This is a genomic window from Streptomyces albiaxialis, from assembly GCF_039530985.1.
Classification (GTDB): Bacteria; Actinomycetota; Actinomycetes; order Streptomycetales; family Streptomycetaceae; genus Streptomyces; species Streptomyces albiaxialis.
In genome coordinates, this window is the sequence record NZ_BAAAPE010000007.1 from 183749 (window position 1) to 202457 (window position 18709).

The 18709-nt window shown below is 73.6% G+C and carries 21 protein-coding genes; 11 read left to right on the forward strand and 10 right to left on the reverse strand.

The window, feature by feature from the left end:
* Positions 1-76 precede the first annotated feature (76 nt).
* On the forward strand, positions 77-937 hold the full coding sequence (locus ABD343_RS11750; RefSeq protein WP_344526960.1) for a Mut7-C RNAse domain-containing protein: 861 nt from the start codon (positions 77-79) through the stop codon (positions 935-937).
* Between the two features lie 74 nt (positions 938-1011).
* Here ABD343_RS11750 and ABD343_RS11755 read toward each other — a convergent pair whose 3' ends face one another.
* Both ABD343_RS11755 and ABD343_RS11760 read right to left on the reverse strand, forming a co-directional pair.
* Positions 1012-1479: a hypothetical protein gene (locus tag ABD343_RS11755; protein WP_344526962.1), complete on the reverse strand. Its 468-nt coding sequence runs from the start codon at positions 1477-1479 to the stop codon at positions 1012-1014.
* A gap of 33 nt (positions 1480-1512) precedes the next feature.
* Positions 1513-2328: an SDR family oxidoreductase gene (locus ABD343_RS11760; RefSeq protein ID WP_344526964.1), complete on the reverse strand. Its 816-nt coding sequence runs from the start codon at positions 2326-2328 to the stop codon at positions 1513-1515.
* A 207-nt stretch (positions 2329-2535) separates the two neighbouring features.
* On the opposite strand from ABD343_RS11760, the gene ABD343_RS11765 reads away from it, so the two are divergent.
* Entirely contained in the window at positions 2536-3537 is a 1002-nt protein-coding gene (locus ABD343_RS11765; protein WP_344526966.1) for an RNA polymerase sigma-70 factor, read from the forward strand.
* A gap of 10 nt (positions 3538-3547) precedes the next feature.
* The gene (locus ABD343_RS11770; protein ID WP_344526968.1) at positions 3548-3952 is read left to right on the forward strand and encodes a GNAT family N-acetyltransferase; all 405 of its coding nucleotides are present in this window, start codon (positions 3548-3550) and stop codon (positions 3950-3952) included.
* 20 nt (positions 3953-3972) lie between these two features.
* Here ABD343_RS11770 and ABD343_RS11775 read toward each other — a convergent pair whose 3' ends face one another.
* Entirely contained in the window at positions 3973-4902 is a 930-nt protein-coding gene (locus ABD343_RS11775) for an SDR family oxidoreductase (RefSeq protein WP_344526970.1), read from the reverse strand.
* Positions 4903-5016: 114 nt separating this feature from the next.
* A complete protein-coding gene (locus tag ABD343_RS11780; protein WP_344526972.1) occupies positions 5017-5844 on the reverse strand; it encodes an SDR family oxidoreductase in 828 nt (275 codons plus the stop codon).
* Between the two features lie 88 nt (positions 5845-5932).
* Here ABD343_RS11780 and ABD343_RS11785 point away from each other — a divergent pair, with 88 nt between their 5' ends.
* From ABD343_RS11785 to ABD343_RS11805, 5 genes are all read left to right on the forward strand, one after another.
* Positions 5933-6559 (forward strand): DUF1266 domain-containing protein, encoded by a 627-nt coding sequence (locus tag ABD343_RS11785; protein ID WP_344526974.1) that lies wholly within the window; start codon positions 5933-5935, stop codon positions 6557-6559.
* Between the two features lie 97 nt (positions 6560-6656).
* The gene (locus tag ABD343_RS11790; protein WP_344526976.1) at positions 6657-7511 is read left to right on the forward strand and encodes a hypothetical protein; all 855 of its coding nucleotides are present in this window, start codon (positions 6657-6659) and stop codon (positions 7509-7511) included.
* Positions 7508-8188, forward strand: a complete 681-nt coding sequence (locus ABD343_RS11795; protein ID WP_344526978.1) for a DUF4166 domain-containing protein — start codon at positions 7508-7510, stop codon at positions 8186-8188. The genes ABD343_RS11790 and ABD343_RS11795 overlap by 4 nt, the downstream gene beginning before the upstream one ends.
* Positions 8185-8817 carry a TetR/AcrR family transcriptional regulator gene (locus ABD343_RS11800; protein WP_344526980.1) on the forward strand — a complete coding sequence of 211 codons (633 nt, stop codon included), beginning with the start codon at positions 8185-8187 and terminating at the stop codon, positions 8815-8817. Before ABD343_RS11795 ends, ABD343_RS11800 begins: the two co-directional genes overlap by 4 nt.
* An 84-nt stretch (positions 8818-8901) precedes the next feature.
* Positions 8902-9411, forward strand: a complete 510-nt coding sequence (locus ABD343_RS11805; RefSeq protein WP_344526982.1) for a DUF6624 domain-containing protein — start codon at positions 8902-8904, stop codon at positions 9409-9411.
* 47 nt (positions 9412-9458) lie between these two features.
* Here ABD343_RS11805 and ABD343_RS11810 read toward each other — a convergent pair whose 3' ends face one another.
* Positions 9459-10067, reverse strand: coding sequence for a GNAT family N-acetyltransferase (locus ABD343_RS11810; protein WP_344526984.1), 609 nt, complete (start codon positions 10065-10067; stop codon positions 9459-9461).
* A 50-nt stretch (positions 10068-10117) separates the two neighbouring features.
* Positions 10118-11080 (reverse strand): zinc-binding dehydrogenase, encoded by a 963-nt coding sequence (locus tag ABD343_RS11815; RefSeq protein ID WP_344526986.1) that lies wholly within the window; start codon positions 11078-11080, stop codon positions 10118-10120.
* Between the two features lie 107 nt (positions 11081-11187).
* Here ABD343_RS11815 and ABD343_RS11820 point away from each other — a divergent pair, with 107 nt between their 5' ends.
* Both ABD343_RS11820 and ABD343_RS11825 read left to right on the forward strand, forming a co-directional pair.
* Positions 11188-12426, forward strand: a complete 1239-nt coding sequence (locus ABD343_RS11820) for a sensor histidine kinase (protein WP_344526988.1) — start codon at positions 11188-11190, stop codon at positions 12424-12426.
* Positions 12390-13034 carry a LuxR C-terminal-related transcriptional regulator gene (locus ABD343_RS11825; RefSeq protein WP_344526990.1) on the forward strand — a complete coding sequence of 215 codons (645 nt, stop codon included), beginning with the start codon at positions 12390-12392 and terminating at the stop codon, positions 13032-13034. Before ABD343_RS11820 ends, ABD343_RS11825 begins: the two co-directional genes overlap by 37 nt.
* A 16-nt stretch (positions 13035-13050) precedes the next feature.
* On the opposite strand, the gene ABD343_RS11830 is transcribed toward ABD343_RS11825, so the two are convergent.
* From ABD343_RS11830 to ABD343_RS11840, 3 genes are all read right to left on the reverse strand, one after another.
* On the reverse strand, positions 13051-13812 hold the full coding sequence (locus ABD343_RS11830) for an amino acid ABC transporter ATP-binding protein (protein ID WP_344526992.1): 762 nt from the start codon (positions 13810-13812) through the stop codon (positions 13051-13053).
* On the reverse strand, positions 13809-14753 hold the full coding sequence (locus ABD343_RS11835) for an amino acid ABC transporter permease (RefSeq protein WP_344526994.1): 945 nt from the start codon (positions 14751-14753) through the stop codon (positions 13809-13811). The genes ABD343_RS11830 and ABD343_RS11835 overlap by 4 nt, the downstream gene beginning before the upstream one ends.
* A 79-nt stretch (positions 14754-14832) precedes the next feature.
* Positions 14833-15777 (reverse strand): ABC transporter substrate-binding protein, encoded by a 945-nt coding sequence (locus ABD343_RS11840; RefSeq protein ID WP_344526996.1) that lies wholly within the window; start codon positions 15775-15777, stop codon positions 14833-14835.
* Positions 15778-16280: 503 nt separating this feature from the next.
* Between ABD343_RS11840 and ABD343_RS11845 the strand changes: the two genes are divergently transcribed.
* A complete protein-coding gene (locus tag ABD343_RS11845) occupies positions 16281-17477 on the forward strand; it encodes an NAD(P)-dependent malic enzyme (protein WP_425578157.1) in 1197 nt (398 codons plus the stop codon).
* 347 nt (positions 17478-17824) lie between these two features.
* Here ABD343_RS11845 and ABD343_RS11850 read toward each other — a convergent pair whose 3' ends face one another.
* Positions 17825-18622 (reverse strand): class I SAM-dependent methyltransferase, encoded by a 798-nt coding sequence (locus ABD343_RS11850; protein WP_344526998.1) that lies wholly within the window; start codon positions 18620-18622, stop codon positions 17825-17827.
* Between the last annotated feature and the right edge of the window lie 87 nt (positions 18623-18709).

Below are 18709 nucleotides of genomic sequence, written 5' to 3' on the forward strand. Positions count from 1 at the left end.
CCGGGTGTCCCGCGCCCGGCCGCCCCGCTCCCGCACCGGCATGCTGGGAGGAGAGGCCGACCGAGGAGGCAGGGCCATGCCGAGGGGCGAGCGGGCGGGGCGGGAGGAGCACGGGGGCGGTGAGCCCGCGCCGCAAGGCGTGCTGCTGCGCTTCGCCCCGCCGCTGCGCTTCTTCCTCGCCGCCCGGCACCGGCTCTCCGGCGAGGTCCGCGCCCCGTGCGACGGCGTCTCCACGCTGGGGCACCTCGTGGAGGCGGCGGGCGTGCCGCTGACCGAGGTGGGAGCGCTGCGTACGGGCGGACGCGCCGATACGCACGCCCTGTCGCACACCGGTACGCACGCCGCCGCCCGCTCCGTGCCGGCCCGCCACCGGCCGGAGGACGGCGACACCGTCGACGTCACGCCGGTGCCCCGCCCGCAGCCGCTGCCGCAGCCACTGCCGGGCCCGGAGCCCGCCGGGCCCCGCTTCGTCCTGGACGTCCACCTGGGCGCGCTGGCCCGGCGGCTGCGGCTCGTCGGCGTGGACGCCGCCTACCGGAACGACGCGGGGGACGCCGAGCTGGTCGAGGAGGCCAACGCCGCGCGGCGCGTGCTGCTGACCCGGGACAGGGGGCTGCTGCGCCGCCGCGCGCTCTGGCTCGGCGCGTATGTGCGGGGCCAGCGGCCGGACGGCCAACTCGCGGACGTACTCGACAGGTTCGCCGTGCCGCTCGCGCCCTGGACCCGCTGCCCGGCGTGCAACGGACCGCTGACCGCCGTCCCCAAGCGGGAGATCGCCGACCGCCTGCCGCCGGGTACCCGGCGTACGTACGACGACGGCTTCGCCCGCTGCGCCTCCTGCGACCGCCTCTACTGGCCCGGCGCCCACCACGCCCGCCTGGCGGAACTGGTGGAGAGGGCACGCCGGATGTCCCCCCAGGGGGTGTCTGACACATGAGCGCGGGAGAAGGAGCGGTGTCTGGAGCGTGCGTGCCGGACACCGCGACGCCGCGGGCATTGGTCAGACACCCCCTAGCTCGGGCTCCCCACACGGAGGGCGAACACGCGCATCGCGAGCACCGTCTCCATCGCGCACAGGGCCACGCCCAGGGTGACGTGGGCGGCGAGCGAGCCCTCCAGGCCGAGCCCGGTCTGCGCGAAAGTGGCCACCAGGATGCCGACGGTGGCCTTCAGCGGCCAGGTCAGCCCGCGGTTGCGGCGCCACAGCAGGAAGGCGGCGACGACCTGGAGGAACACCAGCGCCTCGAAGACGTAGGCGTTGGCGCCGTGCGGGTCGATCGAGTCGACGTCGCCGTTGAGCAGCATCCCGGCGAGCAGGCCCTGCACCAGGGTCCCCAGGCAGGCGAGGGCGGACACGGCCCGCAGCATCGCGAGCGGGCCGCGGCCGTCCACCGTCTCCCGGGCCGTCGAGGGCGCCGCGCCCGCCCCGGCGGGCGAGGGCGGGCCCCCGGAAGAAGTGCCGTACATCGAAGTCCCCATTCCCCATTCCGTTCGGTCACTCGGTCATCGGTGTCAGGAGCCGGAGCCGGCCCCGGCCCCGGTCCCGGCCACGGAGTCGGCCCCGGCGTCGGAGGCGAGCCACTCCTCGAAGGTGGGACCGGCGAGCTTGGCGAGCGGGCCGGGCAGGAATCCCCCGGCCGCCGCGATCTCGGCGTCCGGCATGCCCGCGCCGTCGACCGGGACGACCTTGACGCCCCGGCGGGCCCCGAGGAGCGCGGCCGCGTCGGCCAGGGTCTCCTTGCGGGGCCCGGCGACCTCGGGGACCGGCGTCCCGGGCTCCGGCTGGGTGGGCAGGCCGCTGCCGGTGGCCAGCTCGACCATCGTCTCGGCCACGGTGCGGCAGGCCACGAGCTGGGTGGGCAGCGCGGGGATGTACGCGACGTCGCCCTGCTGCCAGTCCAGGAGCTGGCCCACGAACTCGTGGAACTGCGAGGCCCGCAGGATGAGCGCGGGCAGGGGGCCCGACAGATGTGCCTCCTCGTGCACCTGCTGGGCGGCGATGAATCCTGCGGTGGCCTTGTCCGCGCCGATGATGGACGCGGCCACGACCCGCCCGGCCCCCGCCTCCAGCCCGGCCTCGTGCAGATTGCGGGCGGCGGTGCGGAAGAACTCGGAGGCGGCCTCCTGGTCCGAGGCGTGCCACGACGCGGCGTCGACGATGACATCGACCCCCATCAGGGCGTCGGCCAGGCCCTCGCCCGAGATGATGTCCACGCCGGTGGCGCGGGACATCCGGACCACCTCGTATCCCTGCTCCGTGAGGACGTCCACGACGTGTCGTCCCAGCCGGCCGGTCGCTCCCGCCACCGCGAACTTCCTGGTGCTCATGCTGCGTGCCCTTCCTCGGGTGCGGCGCGCCGCTCCGGGCCGTACGTTCGTCCGGGCGGCGTCCTGACGCTCACGGGACGCCGCCGACGCGCCGCCCGTAACGGACGGGGCCGTGTGACGTAGACCACCGGGCAGGGGTGTTACGCGACGGCGCCGCGGACCGTCTCGTGCGTGGAGCGACATGGGAACGAACAGGCGGGAGCCGGGATGAGCGAGCACAGCGAACGGGCCGGGGACGCCGCCGGGCCGGGTGGGGACCACGGCCGGGCGGGGCCGGTGGACCGGGCCACCGAGGTGTTCGTCGCCCACCGCAATCTGCTCTTCACCGTCGCCTACGAGATGCTCGGCTCGGCCGCCGACGCCGAGGACGTCCTCCAGGAGACCTGGCTGCGCTGGGCGGGCGTCGATCCGGCGACCGTGCGGGAGCAGCGCGCGTACCTGGTGCGGATCGTCACCCGGCAGGCCCTGGACCGGATGCGCGCGCTCGGCCGCCGCAAGGAGTCCTACGTCGGGCCGTGGCTGCCCGAGCCCCTGCTGACCGCGCCGGACGTGGCCGACGACGTGGAGCTGGCGGAGAGCGTCTCGATGGCGATGCTGCTGGTGCTGGAGACGCTCGCGCCGGTCGAGCGGGCCGTGTTCGTGCTGCGCGAGGTGTTCACCCTCGGGTACGACGAGATCGCCGAGGCCGTCGGCAGGAGCCCGTCCGCGGTCCGCCAGCTCGCCTACCGGGCGCGGTCGCACGTCGCCGCGCGCCGTCCGCGCGGCGAGGTCTCCCCGGCCCAGACCCGGGCCGCGCTGAGGGCCTTCCAGCGCGCCGTCGAGACCGGGGAGCTGCAGAGCCTGCTCGACATCCTCGCGCCGGATGTCGTCGCCCTGAGCGACGGCGGCGGGGTCAAGCACGCGCTGCTGCGGCCCGTCGTGGGCGCGGACAGGGTGGCCCGCCTGCTGGCGGGCGGCTGGTGGAAGCGCGAGGCCCGGCGCTCGGTCGAGCCGGTCCAGATCAACGGCAGCCCCGGGCTGCTCGTGCGGGTCGACGGGGAGATCGACGGGGTGGTGGCGGTGCGGGTCGAGGACGGCTTGGTCACCGGCGCCTACCACGTCCGCAACCCCCACAAGCTGTCACGGGTCGCGCGCGAGACCCCCGTCAGCCGCGCCCCCGCGCACGGTTCCGGGACCGGGGCCGGGACCGGAACGGGCGGGCCGTCGTAGGCTGCCCGGCATGACGGAGATCGACTACGCCTGGCGCGGCGACTTCGGGAACGCGGACGTGAACGCGCTGCACGCCGAGGGCTTCGGGCATCCCCCGGCCGACATCGACTGGCGCGCGCAGGTGCGCGGGCACAGCCTGGGCTGGGTGTGCGCCCGGCGGCGGGACGACGGCACGCTCGTGGGGTTCGTCAACGTGGCCTGGGACGGCGGCGTGCACGCCTTCGTGCTCGACACCGTGGTCGCCGGGGACGCGCGCCGCGCGGGGATCGGCGCGGAGCTGGTGGCCACGGCCGTACGGGGCGCGCGGGAGGCGGGCTGCGAGTGGCTGCACGTCGACTTCGACCCGCACCTGCGGGAGTTCTACTTCGGCTCGTGCGGCTTCACGCCCACGGACGCGGGCCTCATCGCGCTCTGAGCCCGGACGCGTCGGCCGGGTCACTCCGGGGGCCGCGCCCCGTAGACGGGCTCCGGATCGGGGGACTTGGACAGCAGGGCCCGCAGCGGGGCGTCCAGCTCGGCCGGGTCCCAGCGGGCGGCCTTGTCGGTGGTGGCGGCGCGGCGCCAGCCGTCCATGACGGTGATGCGCCCGCCCTCGGCCTCGAAGACGCGCCCCGTGATGCCGTGCGAGGCGGGCGAGCCGAGATAGACGACGAGGGGCGAGACGTTCTCGGGGGCCATCGCGTCGAAGGACCCGTCGTCGGCGGGCGCGGCCATCGTCTCCGCGAAGACCCGCTCCGTCATCCGCGTACGGGCCGCGGGCGCCAGCGCGTTGACCTGGACGCCGTACGGGGCGAACTCCTCGGCGGCGACGAGCGTGAGCGCCGCGATCCCGGCCTTGGACGCCGCGTAGCTGCCCTGCCCCACGGCGCCCAGCAGGCCCGCGCCGGAGGAGGTGTTGACGATGCGCGCGGCCTCGGGCCTGCGGCCCGCCTTGGTCTCCGCGCGCCAGTGCGCCGCGGCCTGCCGCATGGGCAGGAAGTGGCCGCGCAGATGGACGCGGACGACGGCGTCCCAGTCGTCCTCGTCGAGGTTGACGAGCATGCGGTCGCGCAGGAAGCCCGCGTTGTTGACGAGGGTGTCGAGGCGGCCCCAGCGCTCCAGCGCCGTGTGGACGAGGTTGGCGGCGCCCGTGGTGTCGGCGACGTCGTCCGTGGAGACGGCCGCCTCGCCGCCCGCGGCCCGTATCTCGCCCGCCACCTGGGCCGCCGGGGTCTCGCCGCCGTCCCCGCCGTCCAGGGCCACGCCCAGGTCGTTGACGAGGACCCGCGCGCCCGCGCGGGCGAACGCGAGGGCGTGGGCGCGCCCCAGCCCGCGCCCCGCTCCGGTGACGACGACGACACGGTCCTTCGCAAGAGGGTGGTTCATCGCGCTCTCCTTGTCGGCCGGTTGCCGGTCCGGTTGCTGCCGTTCCGCGGGGCCGCGGTCCACGACCGCGCGCGGTCCCTCGGTCTCACGGCCCCTCGGTCGCGCGGTTGCGCGTCAGGGCGGCTCCGGGCGGGCCGTCGCCTCGTGCAGCGCCAGCCGTTCGCCGCCGCCGTGGACCGCGAGCGACGCGCCCGTGACGTACCGGGCGCGCGGCGAGGCCAGGAACAGGCACGCCTCGCCGACCTCCTCCGGCTCCGCGAGCCGCCCCGCGTGCACCGTGCGGGCGAGCGCCGCCAGGTCCGTGCGCCGGGTCTCCCCGCCGCTCCGGGTCTCCTCGTCGCGCCCGGCCTCCCCGTCCCCCTTTCCCTCCCCGCCCCCGAAGTGTTCCCGGAGGCGCTCGGTCCCGACCATCCCGAGCACGAGCGTGTTGACCCGTACGCCGTCGGGGGCCCACTCGGCGGCCAGCGAGCCCGCGAGGGAGGCGAGCCCCGCCTTGGCCGCGCCGTAGGCGGCCGTGCCCGGCGAGGGGCGGGTGCCGCTGACGCTGCCGATCATCAGGACGGAGCCGCCGCCGGGCTGGCCGCGCATCACCCGGTGGGCGGCGCGCGCCATGAACAGCGGGGCGAGCAGGTTGAGTTCGACCACGCGGGCGTGGTCCGCCACCTCCCCCTCGGCGACGGTCCGCCGGGGGGTGCCGCCCGCGTTGTTCACCAGCACGTCGAGCGAGCCGTGCTCGCGGGCGAGCCGGGCGCACAGCTCCTCACCCGCCCGCGCGTCCCGGACGTCGAGGGGCTCGTACCGCGCTTCACGTGCGCCGTCCGTGATTCCGCACTCCGGCGCGTGCCTGCCGCACACGACCACGTCCGCGCCGTCGCGCAGGAAGACCCGGGCGATCCCGGCGCCCACCCCGCGCGTTCCGCCGGTGACGAGCACGACCGCCATCAACTCACCCCCGCCAAACAAACGTTAGGTGGAAGGTAACCGATCCCGCCCCACGTGTCTCCACCGCACCCGCATAGGGTGCGGCTCCATGTGGAGACGCAAGCGCGCGGCGCGCGGCCCCGTCATCGCCCTCTCGGCACACCAGCTCTGGATGGTCTCGCTGGCCGCCCCCGTGAACCGGGGCGACGAGTCGTCACGCACCACCCTCTACCCGTTCACCGAGCGGGACGACGAACGGGCCCGGGCCTGGCTGGAGGAGCAGTGGGGGCTGACCACGGCCGCCGAGGTGACCGACAGGCTCCAGGACCTCATGGAGTCGGGCTACCGGGCGCGGGCGGGCGGCGCGGCCCACAGCCAGCCGCTGGCCTGGGACGTCGCGCTCCACACCGACGTGGTCCGCAAGGCGTACGCGGCCGGGCTCATGGACAGGGCCACGGCCTGGCACCTGCTGCGCGCGACCGTGGCGCCGGTGACCGCCAGATACGGCTCCTGGAGCGCGTTCGCCGACGACTACCTGCGGGGCCGCCTGCTGTGGACGGCCATGCTGCGGGGCACCGAAGACGAGGACTTCCCGGCCCCGCAGGCGGTGTCCGACGCCCACCTCCGCCGCCTCCTCGCACCCACGAACCCCACCAGCCCCTGGAACCTCGCCCCTTGGGACACCATCCACCGCCCCGACGGCCCGGTGGGCACCGGGAGCACCCGGGCGTGGTGAACGCCGGCCACCGGCGCCGGGTTTGAGCGGTCGCTCAAACAGCCCTACCCTGGTGTTTGAGCGACCGCTCAAACACCAGGGACGAGGGGGAGTTCCCATGGGGGCAGAGGGAGCACACGCGCCGAAAGGGCTGTACGTCGAGGCACGCGTCCGCACGGACCTCGACGAGCTGTGGCGGCGCACCCAGGACCCGGAGCAGCACCAGCGCTGGGACCTGAGGTTCACGCGCATCGCGTACCTCGACGGCGACGGCGGGGACGGCGGCCCCCGGCGCTTCACGTACGGGGTCCGGGTGCTGCCCGGTCTGACCGTCTCCGGCACCGGCGTCTCGGCGGGTGAACGCCACCGTCCGGACGGCACCCGGACCTCGGCGCTCCGCTTCGCCTCCCCGCACCCGCTCTCCTTCATCGAGGAGGGCAGCGGCTACTGGCGCTACGTGCCGTGCGGCGACGGCACCGTCCGCTTCCTCACCGGGTACGGCTACGTGCCGCGCTGGGGCCGCGCGGGCGCCCTCGCCGACCGGTACGCGCTGCGGCCGCTGATGGGCTGGGCCACCGCCTGGTCCTTCGACCGGCTGCGCCTGTGGTGCGAGCGGGGCGTCACCCCCGAACGCGCCCTCGTACGGGCCCTGTCGGAGGCCGTCGCGCGGCTCCTGGCGGTCGCGGGCGCCGCGTACGGGGCATACGGGGCGCACGGGGCGCCGTCCGTGCCGTCCGTGCCGTCCGTGGCCGCCGCCGCGCTCGTCGCCCTCGCGGCCGTACTGCTGCCGCCGCTGCCCGGCACCCCCGCGGCCCGCCGCTGCCTGCGCCGCGCCCCCACGGGCGCCCGTACGCGCGCCGCCCGTACGCCCCGCGCGCCCGGAACGGCCGCCCACGAGTCCCGCACGGAACCCACCGCCCCGACCGTCCCGACCACCCCGCCCGCCCTTCTCGACCGACTGGAGCGACCGTGACCTCGATCTTCCAGCGCGCCCTCGGCGCCGACTTCGACCGGCTGCACCCGCGGCTCCGGCGGCGCTTCTCCGTCGGGCTCGACAGCGGCGAATCCTGCGTGGGGCGCGGCGTGATGGACCGCGTGTGGCACCGGGGCGGCTGGGTGCGGCCGTTCCTCGCGCTCGGCGCGGCCCGTCACATCCTGGTGCCGGGCGCCGGGCGCGACATCCCGTTCACCATCGAGAACGTCCCGTACCTCGACTCGTACGGCCGCGAGACCGTCACCTTCGTGCGCACCTTCGCCTTTCCGGGCGGCGCGCGGCGGTTCGACGCGACGATGGTCCACAGCGAGGAGCGCGGCCGGATCGTGGACTACCTCGGCACGCACCAGCACCTCGCCACCGACCTGGACCTCGAAGTCGACGCGCACGGCGCCCTGGTGATCCGCTCCGGCGAGCACCGCTTCCGCGAGGGCCGGATCGACGCGCGGGTACCGGACCTGATCGGCGCGGACGCGCTCGTCCGGGAGTCGTACGACGACGACGCGGGCCGCTTCCGGATCAGCGTGACCGTGGCCAACCGGCGCTTCGGACCGCTGTTCGGGTACGAGGGCTCGTTCACCGCGGAGTACGCCGACGTGCGCGAGCGCGGCGTGCGCGCGGGCCTGCGGCCGGTCCGCGAGGAGGCACGCGCGTGAGCGGCACCTCCCGGGAGACGCGGACCAAGCTCCTGGAGGGCGCGCTGCGGACGCTCACCGAGCAGGGCATCGCCAAGACCTCGGCGCGCGCGGTCGCCACCACCGCCGGGGTCAACCAGGCGCTGGTCTTCTACCACTTCGGCACCGTCGACGAGCTGCTCGCCGCCGCCTGCCGCCACGGCGCCGAGCAGCGCCTCGCCCGCTACCGCGAGCGGCTGGCCGAGGTGCGCTCGCTCGACGGGCTCCTCGCGCTGGCCCGCGAACTGCACGCCGCCGAGCGCGAGGAGGGCAGCGTCGCCATGCTGGGCCAGCTCATGGCGGGCGCCCAGACGCACCCCCGGCTGGCGTCCGCGACGGCCGCGGGGCTGGCGCTGTGGACGGAGGAGATCGAGGCGGTGCTGCGGCGCCTCCTCGGGGGGACGCCGCTGGCGGAGTTCGTCGACCCGCGCGGCCTCGCGCACGCCGTCTCCTCGGCCTTCATCGGCCTCGAACTCTACGAGGGCGTCGACGCGGAGGGCGCGGAACGGGCCTTCGCCGCGCTCGAACAGCTCGTCGGGACGGCCGCCGCGCTGGAGTCCCTCGGCCCCGTCGCCCAGCGCGCCGTACGGCGGAAACTCCGGCGGGGGTAAGTTCATTCTGCACGGCGGACGGAGCCCGCGTCACCCTCTTCCGGGACGATCTTCACGCCGGATCGGCGTCCTACGGTGAAGCACATGCAGCAGACCGGACAGGACATCACCGCCGCACTCCTCCGCATGCGCGACGAGGACCGGGCCGCCTCGCCGAAGGCCAACGCCGAGGACCTCGCCGAGCAGTTGGCCTGGCGCCGCGTGGCCGCCGCCCACGGCGACCGGCTCCGCGAGATCCTCAGGGCCCACGGCTGGCCCACCGACCCGGAGGCCGCCGAGGCCGCCTGGCTCCTCGCCCAGCACGCCGACCGCCAGCTCGACGTCCAGCGCCTCGCGCTGCGCCTCCTCCAGGAGGCCGTACGGGCGGGGGCGGCGGGCGAGGACGGGGCCCGGCAGGCGGCGTTCCTGGACGACCGGCTCGCCGTCAACGAGGGCCGCGAACAGTCCTACGGCACCCAGATCGGCGGCATCACCGACGAGGGCGCCCCGGTCCCGTGGCCGGTCGCCGACCCCGAGGGGATGGACACGCGCCGCGCGGCGGTGGGCATCCCGCCGTTCGAGGCGTATACGCGGGCGCACGCGCCGCAGCCGTAGCCATAGCCGTGGCCGTGGCCGTAGCGGTAGCCGTAGGACCGCGCCCGTCAGCCCCCGCCCGGCTCCCGCCACATCGGCCACATCGGCGGGCCGCCGCCGGGCAGGACGAGGGGCGTGCCGCGCGGGGCGAATCCGTGCCGCTCGTAGAAGATCCGGCTGCGCTCGGAGCTGGCCTCCAGGTACGCGGGCAGCTCCTCCTTGTCGCAGCGGTCGAGGGCGAGGCGGAGGAGGGCGCCGCCGATGCCCCGGCTCTGGAGGCCGGGGCGGACGGCGAGCGCCTGGAGGTAGGCGTGGGGCTCGTGCGGGTGGACCTCCCCCGTGACCGCGCCGATGCCGGGGACGCGGGGGTTCCCGGGGTCCACGGCGTCCAGCAGCGCGCCCGTCTCGTCGAGCCCCACGGGCTCGGCCCGGGCGTCGAACCAGAGCGCGACGCCGACGCCGTCGGCCGTCATCTCGGCGGTGCCGTACCGGAACGCGCCCTCCAGGAACGCGCCGAACAGCAGCGGGTGCCACGTCTCGCGGCGCTCCTCCTCCGGGAAGATCCAGCGGCTCACGGGGTCGGTGCGGAACGCCGCGTGCAGCAGCTCCCGCGCCCCCGGCAGATCCTCCTCGCGCACCGGCCGAACCGCCCGTACGTCCCGCGCCCCGGCGTCCATCCGCACACCGCTCCCCTCAACTCTCCCCGGCCGTATGCCGGTTGGGGACGCTACACGGTGAGGACGACCTTTCCGAAGAGGTCCCCTCCGGCCATCTTCGCGAAGCCGTCGCGGGCCTCGGACAGCGGCAGGGTCGAGTCGATGACGGGGCGGACGCCCTTCGCCGCGCAGAAGCTCAGCAGCGAGGCCAGCTCCTCCTTGCTGCCCATCGTCGAGCCGACGACCCTCAGCTCCAGGAAGAAGATCCGGTTCAGCTCGGCGGACGGCGGGTTGGGGCCGCTGGTGGCGCCGGAGATCACCAGGGTGCCGCCGGGCTTGAGGGACTTCACCGAGTGCGACCAGGTCGCGGCGCCGACGGTCTCCAGGACGGCGTCCACGCGGTGCGGCAGCCGGGCGCCGCTCTCGACGGCCAGCTCGGCGCCCAGCTCCTCGGCGCGCTTGCGCTTGGCCTCGTCGCGGCTGGTCGCGAAGACCCGCAGCCCGGCGGCGGCGCCGAGCACGATCGCGGCGGTGGCCACGCCGCCGCCCGCGCCCTGGACGAGGACGGAGTCGCCGGGGCGGACGTCCGCGTTGGTGAACAGCATCCGGTACGCGGTGAGCCAGGCCGTGGGCAGGCAGGCGGCCTCCTCGAAGGACAGCTCCTTCGGCTTGGGCAGCACGTTCCACTGCGGGACGGCGACGCGCTCGGCGAAGGTGCCCTGGTAGCGCTCGGTGAGGATCGAGCGGGGCTCGCGGGGGCCGACGCCGTGCCCGGTCTGGCCGATGACGGAGTGCAGCACGACCTCGTTCCCGTCGGCGTCGACGCCCGCCGCGTCGCAGCCGAGGATCATGGGCAGCGTCTCCTCGGTGATGCCCACCCCGCGCAGCGACCACAGGTCGTGGTGGTTGAGCGAGGCGGCCTTCACGGAGACCGTGGTCCACCCGGGCGGAACCCTCGGTTCCGGCCTCTCCCCCAGCTCCAGCCCGTCGAGCGGCTGATCCTTGTCGATACGCGCGGCGTAGGCAGCAAACATGATCCCGACGCTACGCCGCGCCCCCGGTACCGGGAAGGTCGCACCAGGTCCGATGGGCGGGTTTTTACCACCGACACGGCGGGGTGCCCCGCTCGATAATGGCGAGCATGACTCCCTTCCGCGGCTTCCTCTCCCGTGGCCTGACCGGGCTCAGGCGCTGTCTGACGCTGTGGCGGCTCTCCTGGGCCGCGACCGGGCTCACCTTCTGCGCGGTGCTCTTCAGCTCGGGCCCCGGGCTGCTCGTGCTGCCGAACGTACGGGAGGGGGTGCGGCGCCTGGCCTCCCGCCAGCGCGAGCTGGCCGGGTCCTGGTCCGGCGTGCGCGTCCCGGAGCCCGCCTCGGGGCCGCCCGCGCCGGGGACCCCGCTGCGCTACCGCTTCCAGGCGGTCTTCGCCGAGCGGCAGGCCCGCCGCGAGTGGCTGTGGGTGGCGCTCGACCCGGTCGTGGGCGCAACGCTGGCGTTCCTGCCGATCCTGACGGTCCTCGCGGGCATATGGGGCATCGGGTTCGCGCTCACCGGGCTCTCCGGCGTCTACACCCCGGGGCTCGCCCTGACGCTGCCCGCCGGGCTGCTCGGCGCGGCGGCCCTGCCGCTCACGCTGTGGGCCGCGCCGCGCCTCGTCCGGGTGCACGCGCTGTGGATCGGCTCGATGCTCAGCCCGAGCGAGAGCGAGCGGATGGCGCACCGCATCGAGCACCTGTCGGCGACCCGCTCCGCCGCCGTGGACACGCAGATGAGCGAGCTGCGCCGGATCGAGCGGGACCTGCACGACGGGGCGCAGGCCCGGCTCGTGGCGATGGGCATGACGCTGGACGCCGCGGACGAGCTGCTGGAGCGCGACCCGGAGGCCGTACGGGCGCTGCTCGCGGAGGTCCGGCAGTCCTCGGCGCAGGCCCTGGAGGAGCTGCGCGACCTGGTGCGGGGCATCCATCCGCCGGTGCTCGCCGACCGGGGCCTCGCGGACGCCGTACGGGCGCTGGCGCTGGTGAGCCCGCTGAGCGCGGAGGTGAGCCTCGATCTGCCGGGCCGCCCGGAGATGCCGGTGGAGTCGGCGGTCTACTTCGCGGTGTCCGAGGCGCTGGCCAACGCCGCCAAGCACTCGGGCGCCGACCGGGTCTGGATCGACCTCACGTACGACTACGCTCGGGGCGTGCTGCGGGCGGGCGTCACCGACGACGGCCGCGGGGGCGCCGACGCCTCGCGGGGCACCGGGCTGCGCGGCATCGAGCGCAGGCTCGCGACGTTCGACGGGGTCCTGGCGGTGAACAGCCCGCCGGGCGGCCCGACCATGGTGATGATGGAGCTGCCGTGCGTGTTGTCCTCGCCGAAGACCATTTCCTGCTGAGGGACGGCCTGATCCGGCTGCTCGGGGCGCACGGCCACGAGGTCCTGGCCGCCGTGGAGACGGGACCAGACCTCCTGGACGCGCTGCTCACCCACCGTCCCGACGTCGCGATCGTGGACGTCCGGCTCCCGCCCGGCTTCAGCGACGACGGCCTGCGTGCCGCGACGGCCGCTCGCCGCGAGGTCCCCGGACTGCCGGTGCTGCTCCTGTCGCAGTACGTCGAACCGCTCTACGCCCAGGAGCTGCTCACCAGCGGCCGCGGCGCGGTGGGCTATGTCCTGAAGAACCGGGTATCCAACGGGCGCGCTTTCATGTCCACGATCCGCCAGGTCGCCGAGGGCGGCACGGTGATGGACCCCGAGGTCGTCACCCAGCTCTTCGTGAGCAAGGACCGCGACGAACGGATGAACAGCCTCACGGCCCGCGAACGGGAGGTCCTGGAGCACGTCGCCCAGGGCCGCTCGAACGCGGGCATCGCGGAGACCCTCGTCATCTCGGAGAAGGCCGTCGCCAAGCACATCAGCAACATCTTCCCCAAGCTCGGCCTGCACTCCTCCGATTCGGACAACCGGAGGGTGCTGGCCGTACTGGCCTACCTGGAGCGGTAGGCGCGCACTGGACCCCTCACAGGACCTTCGAGAGGAAGGACTTGGTGCGCTCGTGCTGCGGGTTGCCCAGCACGTCCCTCGGGTTGCCGGACTCGACGACGACGCCGTCGTCCATGAAGACGAGGGAGTCGCCGACCTCGCGCGCGAAGCCCATCTCGTGGGTGACGACGACCATCGTCATGCCGTCCCGCGCCAGGTCCCGCATCACGTCCAGGACCTCGCCGACCAGCTCCGGGTCGAGCGCGGAGGTCGGCTCGTCGAAGAGCATCAGCTTCGGGTCCATCGCCAGGGCGCGCGCGATGGCCACGCGCTGCTGCTGGCCGCCGGAGAGCTGCGCGGGGTAGTTGGCCTTCTTGTCCCCGAGCCCGACCCGGTCCAGGAGCTGCTCGGCGCGCTCCCTGGCCTCCTTCTTGGAGACGCCCTTGACCTGGACCGGCGCCTCCATCACGTTCTCCACCGCGGTCATGTGCGGGAAGAGGTTGAAGCGCTGGAAGACCATGCCGATGCCCCGGCGCTGCTCGGCGACCTCGCGGTCCCGCAGCTCGTGGAGCTTGCCGTTCTTCTCGCGGTAGCCGACGAGGGTGCCGTCGACGTACAGCCGGCCGGCGTTGATCTTCTCCAGGTGGTTGATGCACCGCAGGAAGGTCGACTTCCCGGAGCCCGAGGGGCCGACGATGCAGAACACCTCCCCGGAGCGGACCTCCAGGTCGATGCCCTTGAGCACCTGCACGGGGCCGAAGTGCTTGTGGACGGCCTCCGCCTTCACCATCGCTGTCATGCGCCCTGCGCCCCCGATCCGGTGCCGCGGCTGAGGGTGAGCACGTTCCGCCGGACCCGCTGCCACGGTGTCTCGGGAAGCTGGCGGAGAGAGCCGCGCGCGTAGCGCCGCTCCAGGTAGTACTGACCGATGCTGAAGACGGTCGTGATGATCAGGTACCAGAGCGTCGCGACGAGCAGCAGCTCGACCACCGCGCTGGAGTTGTTGCCGATGTTCTGCGCCTTGCGCAGCGTCTCCTCGTACATCACGACGGCGCAGAGCGAGGAGGTCTTCAGCAGGTTGATGAACTCGTTGCCGGTCGGCGGCACGATCACGCGCATCGCCTGGGGCAGCACGATGCGGCGCATGTTCTGCGCGTTGGTCATGCCGAGCGCCTGCGAGGCCTCGGTCTGGCCCTCGTCGACGGACTGGATGCCCGCGCGGCAGATCTCCGCCATGTACGCCGCCTCGTTCAGACCGAGACCGAGCAGCGCCGCCATGAACGGCGTCATGACGTCGGTCATCTCGTCCTTGTAGATCGGCATGATGTTCAGGACCGGGAAGATCAGCGCCAGGTTGAACCAGAGCAGGAGCTGCACATAGACCGGTGTGCCGCGGAAGAACCAGATGTAGCCCCAGGCGACGGACGAGGTCACCGGGTTCTTCGACATCCGCATCACGGCGAGGATGATGCCGAGCACCAGGCCGATGATCATGGACAGCACGCTGACCACGATCGTGTTCTTGACGCCCGTGAGGACCTGGTCGTCGAAGAAGAAGTCGCCGACGGCCGACCAGCGCAGGTCGGCGCCCGCGACGGCGTTGGCGAAGAGCGCCAGCAGGGCCAGCACGATCACGGCGGCGACGTAGCGGCCGTAGTGCCGTACGGGGATGGCCTTGATGGTCTCAGGGGCGCCGGACGACGGCGCGTCGGCGGGCACCTTGTCGGTGGGTTGTGTCACGGGGCTTGCCTCTCAGCGTCCGTTTCGGGGTCCGTGGGTTCGGGGCCGGGCTCGGGCTCGCGGCTCGGGGCCCGACGGCTCAGGAACCGCCGTTGATCTTCACGGAGTCGACGGCGCCGTCCTCGACGCCCCACTTCTGGAGCGCCTTCTCGTAGGACTTGTCCTTGATGATCGCGACGAGCGCCTCCTTGAGCGCGTCGCGCAGCTTGGTGTTGCCCTTGCTCACGGCGATGCCGTAGGGCGCGGACTCCATCTGCTCGCCGACGACCTCGAAGTCGGAGCCGCTCTTGGCCGCGTTGGCGGCGACCGGGAAGTCGGAGACGTCGGCGACGACGGCGCCGGTCTTCAGCCGGACGCGGGCCTCGTCGTCGGTGTCGTACGCCTCGACGGTGACCTTCTTCTTGCCGTCCTTCTCGCACTTCTCCGTCTGCGTCTTGAGGATCTCGTGCGAGGTGGTGCCGCGCTGGGTGGCGACCTTCTTGCCGCACATCTGCGCGACGGTCTCGATCTTCTCGGGGTTGCCCTTCTTGACCAGGATCGAGGAGCCGGCGGTCAGGTAGTCGACGAAGTCGACGCCCTTGCCCGCCTTCTTGCCCTTGTCGTCCAGGCCCTCCTGGCGGTCCTTGGTGTCCGTCATCGAGGACATGATCATGTCGAAGCGGCCGGTCTGCATCGAGGTGATGAGCCCGTCGAAGGTGCCGTTGGTGAACTCGAAGCGGACGCCGAGCTTCTTGCCCATCGCGTCGGCGATGTCCGGGTCGAGCCCGACGATCTCGGCGCCCTCCTTGTACTCCATGGGCTTGTACGCGGCGTCCGTACCGACCTTGATCACACCCGCGTCGCGGATCTTCTCGGGCAGCTTCGCGTTGAGCGAGCCGCCGCCCGAGCCCCCGGAGCCGCCGCCGGCGCCGTCCGTCTGGTCCCCGCAGCCGGTCAGCAGCAGGGCGCCGGTGACCGCGAGGGCGCCCAGCGCCACGAACCGGGAGCGGAAGGCGGCGGTGCGGCGAGTGGTGCTTGCGGTCATGGGCGGTCCTCCTGCGCGGATGGGGATGGCCTGATGGGGATGGCCCGGTCGGCCGGGGCACACACCTTCGGATGTCGCGACCTCGAACGGATGGGGGGCATCTTGCCATCCGGACAAGCGCATGCAGGGGGCTCGCGATGTCAAAATCGGATAACGGAGCGTCGAATCCGGATACAGGGCGGCTGGAAGCGCGTAAGGGCTTACGTCGTCTCAGTCCGTGGACTTCTGTCCCTGTCGCACCGCTTTGCCTGCCATTCCCCCCTGGTGACACCCCGACGCCCCCCTCGGGGGCCGGAAGTGGCTCGTGCCCGGCACCCCTCGTCCGGTAGAAAGGTCGATTACACCCCTCACCCGGGGACCAGGGCGCGTGTGCGGCGCGCCCGGCGTCCGCACCTCCCTCCGGGCCGCGGCCATCCGCGTCCCGGGAAGCGGACGCGGTGCCCGCCCGTTCCTCACAGCAGGGAACGGTCACCCTCACCGACACGACTAAGGGGTCCAACACAGTGGCAGCGGAGATCGTCAATCCGAAGGACGGGCTGGAGGCGGACGTGATCGATCCGGCCTTCGCCCTGCACCGCGGGGGAAAGATGGAGGTGCGGGCGACCGTGCCCGTCCGCGACGCGGACGACCTGTCCCTCGCCTACACACCCGGCGTCGCCAAGGTCTGCGGCGCCATCGCCGAGCAGCCCGAGCTGGTCGACGACTACACATGGAAGTCCCAGGTGGTCGCCGTCGTCACCGACGGCAGCGCCGTGCTGGGCCTGGGCGACATCGGCCCGGAGGCCTCCCTCCCGGTGATGGAGGGCAAGGCCATCCTCTTCAAGCAGTTCGGCGGCGTGGACGCGGTGCCGCTCGCGCTGGACGAGCGCGACACCGACGAGCTGGTGGCCACGGTCGCCCGCCTCGCCCCCTCGTTCGGCGGCATCAACCTGGAGGACATCTCCGCGCCGCGCTGCTTCGAGATCGAGGCCCGGCTCAAGGAGAAGCTGGACATCCCGGTCTTCCACGACGACCAGCACGGCACGGCCATCGTCACCCTGGCCGCGCTGCGCAACGCGGCGAAGCTCAGCGGGCGCGAGCTGGGTGAGCTGCGCGCCGTGATCTCGGGCGCGGGCGCCGCGGGCGTCGCCATCGCGCGCATCCTCGTCGAGGCGGGCATCGGGGACGTCGCGGTCTGCGACCGCAAGGGCGTCGTCTCGCGCGACCGCGAGGACCTCACCGAGGTCAAGCGGGAACTGGCGTCCTTCACCAATGCCGCGGACCGTACGGGCTCCCTGGAGTCCGCGCTCGCGGGCGCCGACGTCTTCATCGGCGTGAGCGGCGGCACGGTCCCCGAGGAGGCCGTCTCCAAGATGGCCGAGGGCGCGTTCATCTTCGCGATGGCCAACCCGAACCCGGAGATCCACCCGGACGTCGCCCGCAAGTACGCGTCCGTGGTCGCCACGGGGCGCAGCGACTACCCGAACCAGATCAACAACGTCCTCGCGTTCCCCGGCGTCTTCGCCGGCGCGCTCCAGGTCCGGGCCACGGACATCACGGAGGGCATGAAGCTCGCCGCCGCCAACGCGTTGGCGGCGGTCGTCGCGGACGAGCTGTCCGCGGACCGTGTCATTCCCTCGCCCTTCGACGAGAGGGTCGCTCCGGCGGTGACGGCGGCTGTCGCCAAGGCCGCCCGCGACGAGGGCGTAGCCCGCCGCTAGCCCCCAGGGCACCCCGAGTGCATCCCCGCACCCGGGGTGCCCCGCCCCCCCTGCGCCGGGCGCCCGGACATGGGGGCTGGGTACGGGCTGCCTCGTACTGTGCATCGCAGGCTGCGGCTGCGCCGTGGCTCGTCGCGCAGTTCCCCGCGCCCCTAACGGGGCAAGCCCCACCTCTCCCTTGCGCTTGGGAGGTCTGCGCGAAGGCGCAGGGCTGGCAAGCGCAGCCCACTTCGCCGGGTGCCCCGCGCACAAGAGCCGCGCCCGGGCTGCCCCGGACTTTGCTTCGCGGGGCGCGCCCGCGTCGTGGCTGGGCGCGCAGTTCCCCGCGCCCCTTAGGTTGACGCGGCTCAGCGCAAGGCGAGGACCAGGGCGTCTGTGGGGGAGCACCAGATGGGGCGGGCTTCGGAGAAGCCGACGGCACGCATGGTCTCGGCATGCCAAGAAGAGGGCTGGAACTCCTCGTCGTTGTGGTCGTGCGCGACCTCGGCCGGGTTCCCGAAGAGGGCGAACCGCTCCTCCACCACATCCCGCAGCGCCGGCTCCGCCGCGAGCGCGGTCCACCACGAGCCCCAGTCCAGCACGTCGCCGTCCCGGAGCCGCCGCTGCCGGTCCCCCTCGAAGAGGTGCACCGCGGCGTTGATGCGCGGGGTCGACTCGTCGGGCATGTGGTCGGCGTTGAGGAAGACGCCGCCCTCGCGCACGAGGCCCGCGATCTGCCCGTAGAGCCCGCGCAGCGGTTCGGTCAGCATCCAGTGCAGCGCCGTCGCGGTGAGCACCGCGTCGAACGGGCCCTCCGGCAGCGCGTCCCGCCAGTCCGGGTCGCTCAGGTCGGCGCTGACGAACTCCGCCCGCGCGTCCCCCGCGAAATGGCCGCGCGCCAGCGCCAGCAGCGCGGGGTCACGGTCGACGCCGACGGTCCTGGCCTTCGGCAGCCTCCGCAGCACGCGGTCCGAGATACTGCCCGTACCGCAGGCGAGATCCAGCACCCTCGGTTCGGGGCCCACCAGCGCCTCGACCATGTCGAGCATCACCCGGAAGCGCTCCTCCCGGTCCGGGAGGTACCACTCCTGCTGCCGGTCCCAACTGTCCTGCCAGGCCTGCCAGTCCACCGAACCGGCGACGGCGGCGTCCGCGTGAGTACCCATGCCCGCTCCTCCGCGTATACGTAATACCCTCGAAGCCATTCATCTGTTACCAACGTACTGACGACTGCGACCATAAACCGCCGCCGT